Genomic DNA, 17765 nt, shown 5'->3' on the forward strand with positions numbered 1-17765 from the left:
CGACGCGCGGGGTGGTTCGAGTTACTGCTGGAGGTTGGTGGACAGGAGGTCGAGCAAGGGTTCGCGGCGGACGCAGCGTTCCAGGAGGAACGAGTCGGCCAGGGCGAGCAGGTCGTCGTCCCCGAGGTCGCGGAACAGCTCCGCGTACTCCGGCAGCAGCGCCTGGGCCAGGAGGATGTGCCTGATCAGGTCGTCGGACTGGTAGCGGGCGCCCCACGGGTACGGGTCCCAGCGGGGGGACTCCGTCTCGATCAGGGTGTGCAGCGGGGCCAGTTCGTCCGCCGACTCCTCCATGGTCGAGCCCCACCGGTCCACGCCGAGCCGTCGCTTCTTGGCGATGAAGGGGCCGAACCGGTCCAGGTACGCTCCCGCGGCGTGCACCAGGCCCTGCAGTCCCACGTCCTTGTACGTCCAGAGCGACCAGCCCGCCCCGTGCCCGTCGTAGATGTCGAGCTGGTCGCGCAGGATCTGGTAGCGCTGGGCGTCCACGGCCGGGTCGCCGGTGTAGACGGGGCCGAACTCGCCCACCCACAGCGGTGTGCCGGTCTCGCGCTGGAAGCGGGAGCGTTTGGCGAACGTACGCTCCAGTTCGTTCTTGTCGCACCACTCGCCGCGCGTGTATCCCGGGTACGGGCCCCCGTGGGCGAACCCGGCCAGCGCGTAGTCATGGAGGACAAAAACCGTGTTCTCATATACCTCCCGAAAAATCGAGAAATCGGTGGAGTAGGTGTTGCCGTCCAGGAACAGGATGTGGCCCGGATCGGCGGCTCTGATCGCCTTCACCAAGCGGTCGTAGAACGGCCCGATCACCTTGCCGGTCAGGTCACCCGGCTCGTTGACCGGGTTGTATCCCGCCACCCACGGATGGTCGCGATAGTGGTCCGCGATGACCTCCCACAGGTGCACCGCCCGGTCCTGGAAGTGCCGGTGCTGCCAGAAGGCGGCCACGTGGGTCGGGTTGTCGGAGTGCCAGTGCTGGTTCTGGGAGCCGGGCAGCGCGTGCAGGTCGATCACGCTGTAGACGCCGTGCTCGCCCAGCAGCCCGATCACCCGGTCGAGGTGACGGAAGCCGCGCCCGTCGATCTCCATCGGGCGGTCGTCGGACTCCCAGTGGCGGTAGTTGACCGGGATGCGCACACAGTTGACGCCCAGCCCGGCCAGCAGAGCGGCGTCCCGTTCGGTGAAGAACGAGGTCAGCAGCCGGTCGAAGAACAGCTCCGCCCGGTCGTCCCCGAGGACGGAGCGCACGGCGTGCCGCATGGAGGACTCGTTCGCCGGATAGCCGGTGATGAAGTTCTCCATGTTCATCCAGCCCCCGAGACCCACCCCCCGCAGGCGTACCGGTGTGTCGTCGTCCCGGACGAGATGGGTTCCGGACACGTGCAGCATGAAGACTGATCACCCCTTCGTGGCACCGGCGGTGAGCCCACCGACCAGATGACGTTCCGCTATGGCGTAGAACCCGAGCGCGGGCACCATGGCCAGGATGAGATAGGCCAGGATGCGGGCGGTGTCGGAGGCGTACTGGCCCTGGAACTGCTGGATGCCCAGCGGCAGCGTCCAGCTGCTCTCCTCGCTGAACACGACCAGTGGCAGCATGAAGTTGTTCCAGCTGCCGACCACGGCCAGCACGGAGACGGTGGCGATGGCGGGCCGGGCCATCGGCAGCAGGATCCGCCAGAAGAACCCGAACGGCGTGCACCCGTCGATCGTGGCCGCCTCCTCGATCTCGCCCGGGATGCTGCGGAAGAAGCCGCGCAGGATGATGATCGTCAGCGGCAGCCCGAAGGCGGCCTGGGTGAGGATCACGCCCAGCGGGTTGTCCAGCAGCCCGAACGTGCGCAGCAGCACGAAGATCGGCAGGATCGCCACCGCGAACGGGAACATCAGCCCCGCGGTGAACAGGGTGAAGAACAGCTCCCTGCCGCGGAAGGCGAACCGGGCGAAGACGAACCCGGCCAGCGCCGCCAGCGCGACCGTCAGCACGGTCGTGATGACCGCGATGAACGTGCTGTTCCAGACCTGAAGCCAGAACGAGCCCGAACCGAGCACGTCGGTGTAGTTGGCCGTGATCCAGGACTCGGGCAGGCCGAACGGGTTGCCGGACAGCTCGCTGTTGTCCTTGAAGCCGCCGAGCAGCGCGTAGACGACCGGGATGACCATGAACAGGCCCACCACGCTCGCGATCACGTGCAGAGGCAGCGTGTTGCGCCGGGGGGTGGCCGGTTTCGTCCGCTGGCGGCTCATGGCCGGCCTCCCGCACTGGTGGTGGCGCCCTCAAGGTCGCGGCGCATGACGAAGCGCTGGTAGAGCAGGGCGAAGACGAGGCTGAGGCCGAACATCACCACGCTGATCGCGCTGGCGTAACCGACCTGGGAGCGCTTGAACCCCCAGTCCATCATCGTGACGGCCATCGTCTCCGAGGAGTGCGAGGGCCCGCCGCCGGTGAGGATCCAGACCAGGTCGAACAGCTGGATCGTGTAGATGACGGACAGGAAGACGCTGATCCGGATCGTCGGGCCGAGCAGTGGCAGCGTGACGTGCCGGAACGTCTTCCATCCCGTGGCCCCGTCGATCTGGGCGGCCTCGATCAGCTCGTTCGGGATGTTCTGCCGGCCGGCCAGATAGATCATCATGTGGAAGCCGAAGTACTTCCAGGTCATGACCAGGAACAGCGACGGCATCACGGTGTTCGGGTCGGCCAGCCACTCCGACTCCCAGCCGAACACCGACAGCAGCTGGTTCGCCATGCCTGAGCCGGGCGAGAGGATCAGCGAGAACAGCACGCCGGTGATGACCTCGGACAGCACGTACGGCGCGAAGAACAGCACCCGGTAGAGCGCCCGCCCGCGGATGCGCTGGTTCAGCAGCATCGCGATGGCCAGCGAGAACGGCAGCTGCACGAAGATCGACAGCAGTACCAGGACCGCCAGGTGCCACAGGTCCTGGGCGAAGATCTCGCTGGTGAACAGCCGGGTGAAGTTGTCCAGGCCGATGAAGTCGGTCGGCAGGCCGCCGAAGCCGTTCCACTTGAACACGCTCGAATAGATGGCCACCAGCATGGGGGCCACGACGAGCATGAGGAACAGCACCAGAGCGGGCAGCAGGAACAGGACGATGCTCACCCAGCGCCCCCGGCGCCTGGCGGCGGGGGCGGGGGCCGGAAGCTTGACCGCTTCCGGCCCTCTCGTGAGAGTCGTCATCCTTCGCTCTTCGCGACTTCTGAGATGTCCGCGCCGACCTCTTCCGGTGTCTTCGTACCGGCGATCAGCTCGGCCACGCTGTCGTTGACCTGCTGGCCGACGGCCGGCGGGTAGGCCTGGTCGAGGTAGAGCTGGTAGCCGCTGGCGCTGGCCAGCATGGTCGCCACCTGCTTGAGGTTGGGGTCCTTGACCGCGCTCTCCTCGCCCTTGAGCACCGGCAGCACGCCGCCCGCTTCGACGGCCTTGCTGTGGTTGCCCATCTCGGTCATGAACTTGACGAAGTCGACGGCCTCCTTGGGCGCGTCCGTGCCCACGGTCAGCCCGCCGCCGCCGCCGAAGGCGTCACCGGCCGAGCCCTTGCCGCCCTCGACGGAGGGGAAGGCGAAGAAGCCGAGGTCGTCGCCGAGGCCCTTGCCCGAGTCGGCCTGCACGCTGGGCGCCCACTGGCCCATCAGCTCCATGGCCGCCTTGCCGTTGCTCACGGTCGCGGACTGGCCGTCGGGGGTGGAGTAGGCCGCGCCGAGGAATCCCTTCTGGAACGGCTGCAGGTCGGCCAGCGCCTTGACCTGCTGTCCCGCGGCCACGAAGTCGGGCTTGGTGAAGTCGTGGTCGGAGGCCGCCTGCTTGAGCGCGTCCAGGCCGGCGATGCGCATCGCGAGGTAGGCCCAGTAGTAGTGGCCGGGCCACTTCTCCTTGCCGGCCAGCGCGATCGGGGTGACGCCCGCGGCCTTCAGCTTCTTGACGTCCTCGAGGAACGCCGACCAGGTGGCCGGGGCCTCGGTGATGCCCGCCTTCTCGAAAAGCTTCTTGTTGTACCAGAAGCCCACCATGCCGATGTCGGTCGGCAGGCCGTAGGTCTTGCCGTCGAGCTGGTACGCGCTCAGCGCCGCGGGCGTGAAGTTCGGCAGCACGTCGGCGACGTCGGCGGAGATGTCCTTGACCAGCCCGGCGTCGATCTGCTGCTTGAGCACACCGCCGCCCCAGCTGGCGAAGACGTCGGGGGCCTTGCCCGACTGCGTGATGGTGGTGAGCTTGGCCTTGTACGCCTCGTTCTCCAGCACCGTCGCCTTGATCGTGACGTGCGGGTTCTTGGCCTCGAACTCCTTGGCCCGCTGGGCCCAGAGCGACTTGAGCGGCTCGGCGGTCGACAGGTGCCACCACTCCAGCGTCACCTTCGCGGGCGCGCCGCCCGAGCTCTGCTGCGGAGCGGCCTCACCGCCTCCGCCACCACCACTACAGCCGGTCAGGAGGATGACGGCGGCGGCTAACACCAGACTGCGTTTCATAGGGGTCCCTTCCTCAGCTGGGCGAAAGTTTCGTGAACCCCCCGATAATTTCGATGCCGCGATCGTAAGTAAACGCTGTGTTAAGCGTCAACACCTCGGCTGGGAGCGATCCCAAACCGAAACTTTCGGATACACTCCCGATTTGTGTCAGCGAAGAGGCGGGTGACGATCGCACTGATCGCGGAGGAGGCCGGAGTCTCCATCCCGACGGTCTCCAAGGTCATCAACGGGCGCCCGGAGGTCGCCCCGGCGACCCGCCACCGGGTCGAACGGCTGCTCCAGGAGCACGGCTACCAGCGCCGGATCAGCCAGGACGACACCCCGGCGGGCCTGGTGGACCTGGTGTTCGCCGAGATCGAGTCGCCCTGGGCCATGGAGATCGTCCGCGGCGCGGAGAGCGCGGCCCACGAGGCCGGCGCCAGCGTCGTCGTCTCCGTCCTGCACACGCACGCCGGCCCCGGCCGCGACTGGCTGGAACGCCTGGCGGCGCGGAGGACCGACGGCGTGGTGATCGTCGCCTCGCGCCTCTCGACCGGCATCCAGGCCCAGCTCAGCGCCCGCTCACTGCCGTTCGCCGTGGTGGATCCCGAAGGCGAGCCCGCGCCCGGCGTCGTGTCGGTCGGGGCGACCAACTGGAACGGCGGCCTCGCCGCCACCCGCCACCTCCTGGAGCTCGGTCACCGGCGCATCGGCATGATCAGCGGCCCGGCCGACATGCTGTGCAGCCAGGCGCGGATCGACGGCTATCGCGCGGCTCTGGAGACGGCCGGACTTCCGGTCATCCCCGACCTGATCAAACGTGGCACGTTCCTCGTCGACTCCGGCCACGACCAGGGTCACGCCCTGCTCTCGCTGCCGGAGCCGCCCACCGCCATCTTCGCCGGCAGCGACCTGATGGCCTTCGGCGTCTTCGAGGCGGCCCGCCAGCGCGGGCTGCGCGTTCCCGAGGACCTGAGCGTGGTGGGCTTCGACGACCTGCCGCTGGCCAAGTCGGCCTGGCCGCCGCTGACGACCGTACGCCAGCCGCTGCAGGAGATGGCGGCCCTGGCCACGCGGACGGTGCTGGCGATGGGGCACGGGGACGTACCGGAGACGAAACGGGTCGAACTGGCCACTGAGCTGATCGTCAGGGACAGCACGGCCCGCCACGAGCTCTAGCAGTCCTGCCCGGCCTCAGGCCGCAGCAGCTCGCGCAGGCGGGCGGCGTACGCGCGGGGATGGCTGGTGTTGCCGTTGTGGCCGCCGGGGAACTCCACCGGCACGGTGCCGAGCCGGCTGGCCAGCTCGACCGCGCACCGGTGGTCGAAGACGGTGCGCGGCGTGGCGACCCCGGTCGCGGGGACGATGCGGGTGCGGCAGCCGGTGAGGTCGAGCTCGTCCTCGATGACGGCGCGGAAGTCGTACCGGAGGAAGAAGTCGAAGTTCGCCCGGCGCAGGGGTGTCATGGGCTGCGGGGTCAGCCCCGGCTCGGTGTCGCCGCCGGTGATGCCGAGCACGCGCGCCACCTCCTTGAGCGCGGCGGGCAGCCCGGCCCGCAGGTAGAGCTCGCGCAGCTCGGCCAGCTCGGCGCGGTGCCCGGCCCGCTCGGGCGCGGGCGGCAGCCAGGGCGAGACGGGCTCGTGGGCGATGAGCAGGCTGAGCTGCTCGGGGTGGCGGACGGCCAGGTGCAGGCCGATGGAGGCGCCCAGGCTCTGGCCCAGCATGACGACGGGCCGGTCGGTGAGGTGCGCGAGCAGCCGGTGAACGTCGTCGGCGTGCTGCTCGACGGTGACGCCCGGGCCCGCGTCGATGGTGCTGCGGCTCAGGCCGCGCCGGTCGTAGGTGATCACGGTGTGCTCGGTGGCGAGCAGGTCGACCAGGTCGGCGCTGCGGTCCGCGTCGCCCTCGCCGCTCTGGGAGATCAGCAGGTACGGCCCCGAGCCGCGGATCTCGTAGTGGAGGCGGGCGCCCGGCACGCGCAGGAGGTCTGTACTCATGCGCGTCACTCTAATCCATCATTTCTGATGCATCAAATTTGATGGATTAACCGCGCAGGTCCGGGATGAGCTGGTCCGCCAGTTCCTCCAGCGCCGTCACGGTCCTGCGGACGCGCTGCGGGTCCTCCGTGCCCAGCGCCGCCGCCAGCGCGTCGTCGATCGGCGTGTCCCTGATCCGCGACACCCGCTCCGACACCTCGGGCGTCTCGCGGATGATCGTGCGCCGCCGGTCCCGCGGATCGGTCTCGGCCGTCACCGCGCCCGCCGTGCGCAGCCGCGCGATGGCCGCGGACACCGCGCTCTGCGGCAGCCCCGTACGGGCGGCGATCGCGCCCACCGTGGTGTCCGGATGGGCACGCAGGTCGCTCACGACGATCAGCACGGTGCGCACGCTCGTGGACTGCTCGCCGATCCCCTCGGTCGGCATCGCCTCCTCGCCGATCTTCATCAGCGTCCGGCCCAGCAGGAACAACTCGACCCCATTCACCCGCAGCACCCTACAGGCGGGGGTCGGTAGGGTCGGGTGACGTGACGACGGAGCTGGAGTGTCTTGCCGAACGGCTGCGCGAGTTCGCGCGGGTCAGGGAGTGGGAGGGGTTCCACACGCCGAAGAACCTCGCCATGGCGCTGGCGGGCGAGGTCGGCGAGCTGGTGGCGGAGTTCCAGTGGCTCACCGCCGAGGAGTCGGCGAACCCCGACCCCGACACGCTGGCCAGGATGCGCACCGAGCTGGGCGACGTGACCCTCTATCTGGTACGGCTGGCGGACGTGCTCGGCGTGGACCTGGTGCAGGCGGCGCGGGCCAAACTGGAGGACAACGACCGCCGCTACGACGCCGAGCGCTACCGCGGATCCGCCAGAAAGGCCCCACCCTCCTGATCCGCCGGGCCCCGTCGGCCCTGTCGCCCGCGTGCTTGCCAAAGGCTCAGCCGCGCGGACAAAAGCACATAGGGTGACCACCATGAAATTCGGGGTGCTGGGGCCGCTGGCGGTCTGGACCGACGCGGGGCAGGCCGTGACGGTTCCCGGTCTCAAGGTCCGGGCGCTCCTCGTCGACCTGCTCGTCCACGAGGGTCACCCCGTCTCCGCCGACCGGCTCGTGCACGACCTCTGGGGCGAGGAGCCGCCGGCCAACCCGGCGGGCGCGCTGCAGGTCCGCGTCTCGCAGCTGCGCAAGGCGTTCGAGGACGCCGAGGCCGGCGGCAAGAACCTGGTCGTGTCCCGCGCGCCCGGCTACCTGCTCCGCACCGACGAGGGCGCGCTCGACGCCGTACGCTTCGCGGAGCTGCTGGCCAGGGCCGAGAGCACCGAGAGCCCGCGCACCAGGGCCGGGCTGCTGGCCGACGCGCTGGCGCTGTGGCGCGGGCCCGCGTACGCGGACTTCGCCGACGAGGAGTACACGCGCTCGGCCGTGCACCGCCTGGAGGAGCAGCGGCTGTCGGCGCTGGAACAGCACGCCGAGGCGCGCCTGGAGCTGGGCGAGCACGGGCTGCTCGTCGGCGAGCTGGGCGACCTCGTGGGCCGCCATCCGCTCAGGGAACGGCTGCGCGCCGTCCACATGCGCGCCCTGTACCGGGCCGGGCGGCAGAGCGAGGCGCTGGCCGCGTACGGCGAGCTGCGCGACCGGCTGGCCGACGAGCTGGGCCTCGACCCAGGGCCCGAGCTGGTCGCGCTGCACCAGGCGATCCTCGGCCAGGACCCGGCACTGAGCGTGCCCGCCGGCCGTCCCGTGACCAACCTGCCAGCCCCCGTCAGCAAGCTGATCGGCCGGGAGGAGGCGCTGGCCGAGGTGTGCGCGCTGGTCGAGGAGGAACGGCTGGTGACGCTCACCGGCAGCGGCGGGGTCGGGAAGACCCGCCTGGCGCTGGAGGCGGCGAACCGGCTGGCCGACGGGTTCGCCGACGGGGCCTGGCTGGTGGCGCTGGACCAGGGCTCCCGGTCCCCGGTGGAGGCGGTCATGGCGGCCCTGGACATCAGGGAGGAGGCCGGCGGGGAGCTCGCGGTGCTGGGCGGGCGGCTGGCCGCCGCGCTCAGGACCCGGCGCACGCTGCTCCTGCTCGACAACTGCGAGCACGTGGTCGACCAGGTCGCCGAGCTGGCCGAGCTGCTCCTGCGGGCCTGCCCCGATCTGCGCATCCTGACCACGAGCCGGGAGCCGCTGGCCGTCTCCGGCGAGGTGCTGTGGAGCGTGCCGCCGCTCGACGTGCCCACCAGCGCCGACCTGGCCGCCATGGCGCGCTCCAACGCCGTACGGCTGTTCGTCTCCAGGGCCGCCGCCTCCGCCAGGGGCTTCGCGCTGGACGCGGGCAACGCGCAGGCCGTCGCGCAGTTGTGCCGCCGCCTCGACGGCATCCCGCTGGCGCTGGAGCTGGCCGCGACCCGGGTGCGGGCGCTGGGCGTGCACGGGGTGGTGTCCCGGCTGGACGACAGGTTCCGGCTGCTGGCCTCGGGGCAGCGCGGCGCGCCGGCCCGCCAGCAGACGCTCACCGCCGTGATCGACTGGAGCTGGGACCTGCTGTCCGAGGACGAGCGCGTCGTCCTGCGCCGCCTGGCCGTGCACGCCGACGGCTGCACGCTGGAGGCCGCCGAGTCCGTCTGCGCGGCCGGCGGCGAGAGCGGGCTCGACGTGCTGGACCTGCTCGCCCGCCTGGTCGACCGGTCCCTGGTGGTGGTCGTGGACGGCCCCGCCGGGATGCGCTACCGGCTGCTGGAGTCGGTGTCGGAGTACTGCCTGGCCAGGCTGTCGGAGGCCGGCGAGCTCGATCGGGTCCGCCTGGCGCACCTGAACCACTACCTGGACCTGGCCGTACGCGCTGAGCCCGGTCTGTACGGGGCCGAGCAGCGGGACTGGCTGCCGCGCCTGGACGCCGAGGCCGCCAACATGCGCGCGGCGCTCGACACGGCGGTGGCGCGGGGGGACGCCGGCGGGGCGGCGCGGCTGGTCAACGCGCTGGCCTGGTACTGGTTCCTGCGCGGCCGGCTGGCTGAGGGCAGGCGCGCCCTGTCGACGGCCCTGGCGATCCCACGCACCCAGGACGATGGCGCGGCGCTGTCCAGGGCGGCCGGGTGGGAGGTCGGGTTCGCTCTCCTGGCGGGCGAACGAGCCGACTGGAAGCCCGTGATCGAGGCCATCGAGGACCCGGGGGAGCGGGCCAGGGCCGAGCTGTTCGCCGCGCTGCACGTCGACGACATGCCGACGGGGCAACTGCTGGTGGAGCGGGCGCTGGTCACGTTCAGGGAGCTGAACGACCGGTGGGGCATCGCCACCGCGCTCACCCGGCAGGCCATGGACGCCTTCACCGTGCGCGACGTCGAGGCGCTCGAACGGATCGCGGGAGAGAGCGCCCGGCTGTTCACCGAACTGGGGGACCGGTGGGGGCTGCTGCGGGCCACCGAATGGCTCGCCTCGCTGGCCCAGATGTCCAACGACGTCGAACGGGCCGTCCAGCTGTTCGGCGAGGGGCTGCGCATGGCCGAGGAGCTCGGGCTGTGGTCGGAGGTCTGCACGCACATCGCCTGGCTCGGCTGGGTCGCCATGCAGGGCGGCGACCTCGACCGGGCCGTCGAGCTGTCCGGCCGGGCGCTGAAGCTGGCCGAGGCCCAGGGGTACAGCAAGGGCTCCACCATGGCCGAGATGGGCCTGGCCTACGCCGCCCGCCGGTCGGGGCGACTGGAGCTGGCCGAGAAGCACCTGCTCCACCTGCTCGAACCGCTGTCCAGGGACCCCGAGGCGGAGCCGGCCCTGCACCTGCCCGACACGCTGCTCGAACTCGGCTACCTGAGGGAGCTGCGCGGCGACAGGACCGCCGCCATGGAGCTGCACATCGAGGCGCTGGCCGCCGGCGCGAAGGTCGGCGACCCCCGGACGATGGCGAGCGCCGTCGAGGGCGCGGCCGCTGCCGCCGGTTCGGCCGAACTGACCGCGATCCTGCTGGGGCTGGCGGACGCGGCCAGACGGCAGCACCAGTCGCCCGCCGGGATACCGGAGCAGGTCGACATCTCGCGGGCCGCGGCGCGGGCGCGGGAGGAGCTGGGGGAGGAGGCGTTCGCGGCGGCGTACGCGAAGGGGGCGTCGTACAAGCTCGACGACGCCCAGAACCTGCTCGGACCTGCTCGGATGCTCGGCGGGGGGCGGTCAGGTCGTGGGACGGGGGGAGACGTCTGAGGCGGCGCGCCAGGCCAGGAGGCCCGCTCCCAGCAGGCCGGCCCGCGGGCCCAGGCCCGAGGCCCGGATCGCGGGGGCCGGGCGGAAGGAGAGCCGGGCGGCCAGTCGTTCGCGCAGCGGCACGAGCAGTACGTCGCCCGCGAGCGACACCCCGCCGCCGATGACGATCTCCGCCGGATCCAGGGTCAGCGTGTACGTCGCCAGCGCCACGGCCAGCGCCTCCACCGCGTCCGCCCACACCTTCGCGGCCCGCGCGTCCCCCGACGCGACCAGCCGGACCACCTCCTCGGCCGAGCCCACCTCGCACCGCGCCGCCACGGCCGAGCCCGACGCGTACGCCGCCAGGCATCCCCTCTGACCGCATCCGCAGGCCGCCCCGTCCGGCCACACCGGGATGTGCCCGATCTGCCCGGCCCATCCTCCCGCGCCTCCGTACAGGGACCCCGACAGCACCACGGCGCCCGCGATCCCCGTGCCGATCGGCAGGTACAGCACGTCGCGCCCGCCGCCCCCGTAGGCGAGCTCCGCCTCCCCGGCCGAGCGCACGTCGTGGCCCAGCGCGACGGGCAGGTCCCCGTCGGCGAGCGGCCCGGCGAACGCGGCGGCGGGCACGTCACGCCAGCCGAACGCGGCGGCGAAGACCGCGTGCGTCGGCGTCACCAACCCCGGCACAGCCACCCCCACCCCCACCGGCCGCCCCTCACCCGGGTCCCCGCTCTGGACGCCGTTCCGGGGGCGGGACAGGTCGGTGACGAAGGTGGAGACGGCCTCGATGACCCGGTCGGGGCCTTCGGCGCGAGGGGTCGGGCGGCGTTCGAAGTGGAGGATCGTCCCGTCCCTGGCGATGAATCCGCCTTTCATGGTGGTTCCACCGACATCGACCGCCGCGACATAGTCCATCGGGACATCGTCCCCCACGGGGGGACCACCGTTCAGGAGCGGGCCTCGACGTGCGCGGCCAGGCGGTCGAAGAAGGTGATCCAGCCCGCCTTGGCCTGCTCGGCATGCTCCTGGTCGGTGTTGACGCCGTACTGGTGGAAGCGCATCTCGGTCTTGCCGTCCGCCTCGGTCAGGCGGATCGTCACGACGGACGCGGGCGCGTCGCCGGGGTTGTCGGGGTCGCCGGTGGTGAACACCAGCCGCTCCGGCGCCGACACCTCCCGGTACGTCCCGCCCATCGTCACCTCGAACCCCTCCTCGCCCACCAGCGTCGTCTGCCAGGCCCCGCCCGGCCGCGCGTCCAGGGTGATCCGGCCCACCGGCGTGGACAGCGTCTCCGGCCCGAACCAGCGGGAGAACCGCTCAGGCTCGGTCCAGGCGGCCCACACCGTCTCGCGGGGGGCGTCGAAGTGGCGGATGAGGTCGTATTCGGCGGTCTGGCTCATCGTCCTGGTCCTCCATGCTCTGTGGCTTGATGACCTCAACGATGCCGGGCGCGGCTTACGATCCCCTTCTCCTCACCTTTAGGCGCGTGGCAGGGTGGAACGCATGAGGATCGTTCGCGCGGCAAGGGTGCTCACCGGACGCCGGGGAGAGGTGATCGCCGACGGAGAGGTCCTCATCGACGGCGGCCGGATCGTCTCCGTCGGGCCGCGCGGCAGCGCGGGCGAGGCCGGCGAGGTCGGCGAGGTCCTGGAGCTGCCGGAGCACACCGTGCTGCCCGGCCTGATCGACGCGCACGTGCACCTGGGGTTCGACGCCCAGGTCGATCCGGTGACCAGACGCAGCCCCGAGAGCGAGCGCCACCTGTTGCTGCGGATGGCGGAGAACGCCCGCAAGCTCGTCTCCGCGGGCGTCACCACGGCCCGCGACCTGGGCGCGCGCGACTTCCTCGACCTGGCGCTGCGCGACGCGATCGAGGAGGGCCTGGCCGTCGGCCCGCACATCGTCGCCGCCACCAGGCCCATCACCATCACCGGCGGTCACTGCTGGTACATGGGCGGCGAGGCCGACGACGAGGCCGGCGTGCGCCGGGTGGCCAGGGAGAATCTGCGCGCGGGCGCCGACTGCCTCAAGGTGATGGCCTCGGGCGGGCTGATGACGCCGGGCGCGCCGCCCAGCTGGGTGCCGCAGTACACGACCGAGCAGCTGCGCGCCGTCGTCGAGGAGGCGGCCACGCGCGGCAAGGGTGTCGCCGCCCACGCCCACGCGCACGCGGCGATCCGCAGCTCCCTGGAGGCGGGGGTCGCCACCATCGAGCACTGCACGTTCTTCACCCCGTCGGGCCACCGCTACGACGCCAAGCTCGCCGAGCTGATCGCCGCCGCCGGCACGTACGTTTGCCCCACGGTGCACGGCGCGTTCGAGCGCATCCGGGCGGCGCACGGGCAGGAGATGCTGGACGCCTGGCTGCACGGGATCTCCTCCATGCGGGAGGCGGGGGTGCGTCAGATCGCGGGCACCGACTGCGGGTTCGCGGCCGGCGGCGTGGCGAACCCGGCCGACCTGTACGTGGGCGGCCTGGAGGTGTTCGCGATGGCCGGCTACGGCAACGCGGAGATCATCGAGCTGGCCACCGTGCTGGCCGCCGACGCCTGCGGGGTGGGCGAGGTCACCGGCAGCCTCGACCCCGGCAAGCGGGCCGACCTCATAGCCGTCGCGGGCAATCCGCTCGAACGCCTCGCCGACCTGCGTGACCTCGCGCTCGTCCTGGTCTCGGGGCGCTCCGTCGGCCAGACGGGCGTGGACACCGTGACCGCGTCGGTCGGCTGACCTCATGAAGCCGGGTCCCGTCCGTCCCCGGAGTGACCGAGTCCGTCGTACGAAGGAGATCCCATGTTGCCCTGGTCCGCCGAGCTGGCCGGACGTCTCGATCACCACGTCGTCGACAGCGCGCTGCTGCGGGACAACCCCCTGGGCGATCCGCACGAGCGGCCCCTGGTCGTGTACGTCCCGCCGGGATACGACGACGACCCCGAGCGCCGCTACCCCTCCATCTACGTGCTGCTCGGCTACACCGGGCACGTCGCCATGTGGTTCAACCGGGCGCCGTTCCGCCAGCCGTACCCCGAGCTGGCCGACGCGTTGTTCGCCGGCGGCGACGTGCCGCCCGCCGTCGTCGTGTACGTCGACGCCTGGACCGCGCTCGGCGGCAGCCAGTACCTCGACTCGCCCGGCACCGGCCGCTACCACTCCTACCTGCGCGACGAGATCGTCCCGTACGTGGACGCGCACTACCGGACGATCGCCGACCGCGACCACCGCGCCGTCACCGGCAAGTCCAGCGGCGGCTACGGGGCCATGGTGAGCGCCATGCTGGCGCCCGACGTGTTCGGCGCGCTGGCCACGCACGCCGGCGACGCGCTGTTCGAGGTGGCCGCCCGGCCCAGCTTCCCGGGGCTGGCGCGCAGGCTGCGCGACATGTACGACGGCTCGTACGACACGTTCCTGACCGACTTCCGCGGCCGCCTGGCCGGCACCAAGGAGGGCGACCTCGAACTGCTGGAGATGTACGCCTACGCGGCCGCCTACTCCGCCGACGACGACGGCACCGTGCGGCTGCCGTTCGACGACACGGGCGCCGTCGTGCCCGAGGTCTGGCAGCGCTGGCTCGACCGCGACCCGGTCGTCATGGCCGGTGAGCCCCGCTACGCCGAGGCGCTGCGGTCGATGCGCGCCATCTGGGTCGACGCCGGCCGCCGCGACGAGTACTTCCTCGACTTCGGCGTCGTGGCGTTCCACCGGGCGGTGCAGACGGCGGGCGTGCCGGGCGAGCGGATCCACTTCGAGCTCTTCGACGCGGGTCACGGCGGCATCGAGTACCGCTACCCGCTCGCCCTCGCCTGGTTGTCGCGCCGGCTGAGCAAGTGATCGCCGCCCGGTCGTGGCGGTCACCGGCGGGCGCCGGTGACCGTTAGGCTGCCGCAATGGAACTGAAGGACCAGGTACGCGAGCTGCGCCGGCAGGGCAAGTCGCCCAAGGAGATCGCCCGCGCGCTCAAGGTGTCCCCGTCGGTCGTCGCGCCGCTGGTGCGGGCCGTCGCCGCCGAAGCCGCCGGCGCCGCCGAGAGCGGCGACCCGGCCGAGGCCGAGGTCGTCGGCTGCTGGATCAACGCGGGCTGGAGCGAGGGGCTCGGCTTCGACCGGAGCACCGGCTGGGTGGACGACGCCCCCGACTCCGGCGCCGGCGGCGCGGTCTCCGTGCTCGTCGCCCGCCGCCACACGTGGGACCGGCTGTCGGTCTGCGGCTACCTGGCCGACGTCCACTGCCTGGGCGTGAAGAACGTCATCGGCCCCGACGTGCTCAACGACCGCGACCTCGTCCGTTTCCGCGAATACTTCTTCGGCGAGTACGCGGGCTGGCAGGAGGTGCCGATCGAGCTGGTCAGGCAGCTCGTGTACGGGTCCATCGACTACGCGCGCACCCTCGGTTTCGAGCCGGACGAGGGTTTCACGCTCGGCTCCGAACTGCTCGGCAAGTGGGAGGGCGGCTCGACGATCACGTTCGGCCGCGACGGCAAGCCCTTCTACCGGGAGGGCCCGCAGGACGACGGGGCCAAGGTCGTCCGCATGCTGCGGCGCAGGCTCGCCGACGACGAGTTCGGCTACGTCCTCGCGGGGCAGTGACGCGCTTCGACCGTCGCAGGATGGTGACGCGCCTCGGCCCGCGTCATCTCAGGCCGGTGATGTGCTTCGGCCCGCGTCATCGCAGGCCGGTGACGCGCATCGTCAGGTTGAGCCGGCCGGAGGTCAGTCCGGTGGCGGGATCGCCCGTCCCCGGGTAGACCTTCGGCACGCCGTGGTAGGCGAAGCGCGACGGCCCGCCGAACACGAACAGGTCGCCCGAGGCGAGCCGCACGTCGGTGTACGGGCGGCCGCGCGTCTCGGGGTTGCCGAAGCGGAAGAGGCAGGCGTCGCCGATGCTCAGCGACACCACGGGGGCGTCGGACTTCTCGTCCTTGTCCTGGTGCATGCCCATCTTCGCCTCGCCGTCGTAGAAGTTGATCAGCGCGGTGTCGGGTTCGTACGTGTCAGGTTCGTACGCGTTGGGCCCGTACGCGGCGGGCTCGTACTGCTGGGACGTGGTCGATCCGCCGTCGGCGCTCTCGGCGCGGGCGGCGGGGCCGTAGGCGTCGGACAGGGCGCGGCGGCCCAGGTCGGCCAGCCAGCCGGGGAAGTCCGCCACCTGCCGGCCGTTCACGTCGTGGGCCAGGCGGGTGTACCGGTACGGCTGCCAGTGCCAGCCCACGCAGACGGTCTGGACCGACATGACGCCGCCCCTCGGCAGCACGGTGTGCCGGATCGGCACGGGACCCTGGGCCCAGGCGCGGCAGGCGTCCACGAGGTGGCGCTGCTCGTCGAGCGTGAGCCAGCCGGGGACGTGGACCGCGCCGGGGGCGATCTCTCTTGGGGGGAGGGGGATCACGATATTTCCCGAAAAATCACGTTTCGGCCGATTTGCCAGGCATTTCCGTCGTGGTCGGCACCGCGCATGCCCTCCAGTGTCCCAGGCGGGGCCAGCGCGACCGCGCGGGCGGTGGCGGCGAAGCCGTACGTACGGGCAGGATCCCAGTCGGTGCTGCGCCGCAGCCGCTCGCTCATACCGGCCCATCCGAGCGGTGCGCCGGCCACCACCCAGGCGTCCGGCTCGCCCGCCGTGAACCGCCTGGCCTGCCGCAACCAGGAGGCCGCCCGCTCCGGCCAGCCGATCACCGCCAGCACCGTCCCCTCCCAGGTCCGCGCGAACGCCTCGGCGGCGGGCCCGGCATCCCGCCCATGCCCGACCACGACCGTACGAGCGCCCTGCCTTCGGACAAGCTCGACAACCCGCGCCAACTCCACCGCCCCGAACCCGTCCGTCGCCGCACCGAGCCGGTCTCCTGCCGCCCCGAACCCGTCCGCCTCCCTCTCCTTCATCACTTGGCGTCGTGGAAGACGAGGCCCAGCGTGTGGCGCAGGCCGGAGCGTACGGTGCTCACCCCGTGCCGCACCGGCGAGGCCGACCAGCCGCGCGCCGACCGGACCGGCCGGTCCCGCGTGGTGAAGATCAGTCCGTGCCCCTGCGGCAACAGCGTCACCGTGCCCCGCGACTGCGCCCGGGGCCGCTGCTCGACCAGCAGGAACTCGCCCCCGGTGTAGTCCGCGCCGGGCCGGTCCAGCCCGATCACCACCTGCAGCGGGAAGACCAGGTCCCCGTACAGGTCGCGGTGCAGGGCGTTCCAGTCGTCGCTCCGGTAGCGCAGCAGGATCGGCGTCGGCCGCGTCTGGCCGGCTGCGTGACACATGTCCAGCCATTCACCGAAATCGTCCGGCCACGGCGCGGGCTGCCCCAGCCTGGCCGCCCAGTCCCGGGCGATCGGCAGCAGCCGGGGATAGAACGCCGCCCGCAGCCCTTCGACCAGCGGCGGGAGCGGGTGGTCGAAGTACCGGTACTGCCCGGCGCCGAACCGGTAGCGCTCCATGTCGATGGTGGCCCGGAAGAATTCCACCTCCTCGTACAATCCGGCGATCTGCCGGCATTCCTCCGGGGTGAGCACCTGCGGCGTCAGCGCGCACCCGTACGCGTCCAGCTCTCCGGCCAGCCCGGCCCAGTCGGCCCGCTCGACCTGGTCCAGCGTCTTCGTCATGAGGTGCTCCAGAGCTGGGGCTGCAGCACGCCTTCGAGCGTGAGCAGGGCGTGCTTGCGTTCGAGGCCGCCCGCGTACCCGGTCAGAGCGCCGTTCGCGGCGACGACGCGGTGGCAGGGCAGGACGAGGAGCAGCGGGTTCGCGCCGACGGCGGCCCCGACGGCGCGGACCCGGTCGGCGGGCGCGCCGATGCGCGCGGCCAGCGCGCCGTAGCTGATCGTGGTGCCGTACGGCAGCACCGCCACCGCCGCCCACACCCGCTCGTGGAAGGTGCTGCCTCGCGTGGAGAACGGCAGGTCGAACACGGTACGCTCGCCCGCGAAGTACTCGCCGAGCTGCCGCTCCGCCGCGGCGAACGCGCGCGGCTCACGCCGCCACCCGTCCCGCGCCGAGCTCACGTCGAACGACACGCGGGTCAGCACGGAACCGTCCCCGGCGAGCAGGATCTCGCCCAGCGGGCTGTCGATCGTGGTGTAGATGTCCATACCCTCTACAACACCGCCGCGCCCGTCCAGGGCAGCGATTTTCGGACATCGCGGCACCCCTTTTCCCGCCCGGATTGGACGATCA

The 17765-nt window shown here is 71.8% G+C and carries 18 protein-coding genes; 6 read left to right on the forward strand and 12 right to left on the reverse strand.

Translation table 11 applies throughout. From position 1 onward, the window contains the following. Window positions 1-21: 21 nt before the first annotated feature. Genes B0I32_RS51560 through B0I32_RS51575 form a run of 4 tightly spaced genes read right to left on the reverse strand, consistent with a single transcriptional unit; the run spans window position 22 to window position 4489 of the window. Entirely contained in the window at window positions 22-1389 is a 1368-nt protein-coding gene (locus B0I32_RS51560; RefSeq protein ID WP_106252347.1) for a glycoside hydrolase family 5 protein, read from the reverse strand. Between the two features lie 9 nt (window positions 1390-1398). Continuing rightward, window positions 1399-2247, reverse strand: coding sequence for a carbohydrate ABC transporter permease (locus B0I32_RS51565; RefSeq protein WP_106252349.1), 849 nt, complete (start codon window positions 2245-2247; stop codon window positions 1399-1401). After that, entirely contained in the window at window positions 2244-3203 is a 960-nt protein-coding gene (locus B0I32_RS51570; RefSeq protein WP_106252351.1) for a carbohydrate ABC transporter permease, read from the reverse strand. Before B0I32_RS51570 ends, B0I32_RS51565 begins: the two co-directional genes overlap by 4 nt. Then, window positions 3200-4489, reverse strand: coding sequence for an extracellular solute-binding protein (locus B0I32_RS51575; RefSeq protein WP_106252353.1), 1290 nt, complete (start codon window positions 4487-4489; stop codon window positions 3200-3202). The genes B0I32_RS51570 and B0I32_RS51575 overlap by 4 nt, the downstream gene beginning before the upstream one ends. Window positions 4490-4633: 144 nt before the next feature. Between B0I32_RS51575 and B0I32_RS51580 the strand changes: the two genes are divergently transcribed. Continuing rightward, on the forward strand, window positions 4634-5647 hold the full coding sequence (locus B0I32_RS51580; protein ID WP_106252354.1) for a LacI family DNA-binding transcriptional regulator: 1014 nt from the start codon (window positions 4634-4636) through the stop codon (window positions 5645-5647). Here B0I32_RS51580 and B0I32_RS51585 read toward each other — a convergent pair. Next, complete coding sequence (locus B0I32_RS51585; protein ID WP_106252356.1) at window positions 5644-6465, reverse strand: alpha/beta fold hydrolase; 822 nt, start codon at window positions 6463-6465, stop codon at window positions 5644-5646. The genes B0I32_RS51580 and B0I32_RS51585 overlap by 4 nt on opposite strands. Window positions 6466-6511: 46 nt before the next feature. Then, a complete protein-coding gene (locus tag B0I32_RS51590; RefSeq protein ID WP_245956666.1) occupies window positions 6512-6952 on the reverse strand; it encodes a MarR family winged helix-turn-helix transcriptional regulator in 441 nt (146 codons plus the stop codon). A 41-nt stretch (window positions 6953-6993) separates the two neighbouring features. On the opposite strand from B0I32_RS51590, the gene B0I32_RS51595 reads away from it, so the two are divergent. Together B0I32_RS51595 and B0I32_RS51600 are read left to right on the forward strand one after the other, a co-directional pair. Next, on the forward strand, window positions 6994-7344 hold the full coding sequence (locus B0I32_RS51595) for a nucleotide pyrophosphohydrolase (RefSeq protein ID WP_106252357.1): 351 nt from the start codon (window positions 6994-6996) through the stop codon (window positions 7342-7344). Window positions 7345-7426: 82 nt separating this feature from the next. Further along, entirely contained in the window at window positions 7427-10630 is a 3204-nt protein-coding gene (locus B0I32_RS51600; protein ID WP_106252358.1) for an AfsR/SARP family transcriptional regulator, read from the forward strand. On the opposite strand, the gene B0I32_RS51605 is transcribed toward B0I32_RS51600, so the two are convergent. Next, window positions 10601-11530: an ROK family protein gene (locus tag B0I32_RS51605; RefSeq protein WP_106252360.1), complete on the reverse strand. Its 930-nt coding sequence runs from the start codon at window positions 11528-11530 to the stop codon at window positions 10601-10603. The genes B0I32_RS51600 and B0I32_RS51605 overlap by 30 nt on opposite strands. 32 nt (window positions 11531-11562) lie before the next feature. After that, complete coding sequence (locus B0I32_RS51610) at window positions 11563-12015, reverse strand: SRPBCC family protein (protein WP_106252362.1); 453 nt, start codon at window positions 12013-12015, stop codon at window positions 11563-11565. A gap of 103 nt (window positions 12016-12118) precedes the next feature. Here B0I32_RS51610 and B0I32_RS51615 point away from each other — a divergent pair, with 103 nt between their 5' ends. From B0I32_RS51615 to B0I32_RS51625, 3 genes are all read left to right on the forward strand, one after another. Beyond that, a complete protein-coding gene (locus tag B0I32_RS51615) occupies window positions 12119-13342 on the forward strand; it encodes an amidohydrolase family protein (protein WP_106252364.1) in 1224 nt (407 codons plus the stop codon). 63 nt (window positions 13343-13405) lie between these two features. Continuing rightward, a complete protein-coding gene (locus B0I32_RS51620) occupies window positions 13406-14440 on the forward strand; it encodes an alpha/beta hydrolase (RefSeq protein ID WP_106252366.1) in 1035 nt (344 codons plus the stop codon). A 56-nt stretch (window positions 14441-14496) separates the two neighbouring features. Continuing rightward, on the forward strand, window positions 14497-15195 hold the full coding sequence (locus tag B0I32_RS51625; protein ID WP_245956667.1) for a helix-turn-helix domain-containing protein: 699 nt from the start codon (window positions 14497-14499) through the stop codon (window positions 15193-15195). Window positions 15196-15271: 76 nt separating this feature from the next. Here B0I32_RS51625 and B0I32_RS51630 read toward each other — a convergent pair whose 3' ends face one another. Genes B0I32_RS51630 through B0I32_RS51645 form a run of 4 tightly spaced genes read right to left on the reverse strand, consistent with a single transcriptional unit; the run spans window position 15272 to window position 17680 of the window. After that, window positions 15272-15997 carry an alpha-ketoglutarate-dependent dioxygenase AlkB family protein gene (locus tag B0I32_RS51630; RefSeq protein ID WP_106252420.1) on the reverse strand — a complete coding sequence of 242 codons (726 nt, stop codon included), beginning with the start codon at window positions 15995-15997 and terminating at the stop codon, window positions 15272-15274. Beyond that, window positions 15991-16485: a type 1 periplasmic-binding domain-containing protein gene (locus B0I32_RS51635; RefSeq protein WP_219912451.1), complete on the reverse strand. Its 495-nt coding sequence runs from the start codon at window positions 16483-16485 to the stop codon at window positions 15991-15993. Before B0I32_RS51635 ends, B0I32_RS51630 begins: the two co-directional genes overlap by 7 nt. Continuing rightward, complete coding sequence (locus B0I32_RS51640; protein WP_106252368.1) at window positions 16485-17195, reverse strand: 2OG-Fe(II) oxygenase; 711 nt, start codon at window positions 17193-17195, stop codon at window positions 16485-16487. Before B0I32_RS51640 ends, B0I32_RS51635 begins: the two co-directional genes overlap by 1 nt. Further along, window positions 17192-17680, reverse strand: a complete 489-nt coding sequence (locus B0I32_RS51645; protein ID WP_106252369.1) for a methylated-DNA--[protein]-cysteine S-methyltransferase — start codon at window positions 17678-17680, stop codon at window positions 17192-17194. The genes B0I32_RS51640 and B0I32_RS51645 overlap by 4 nt, the downstream gene beginning before the upstream one ends. Window positions 17681-17765 lie beyond the last annotated feature (85 nt).

This window comes from Nonomuraea fuscirosea (genome assembly GCF_003001935.1).
Classification (GTDB): Bacteria; Actinomycetota; Actinomycetes; order Streptosporangiales; family Streptosporangiaceae; genus Nonomuraea; species Nonomuraea fuscirosea.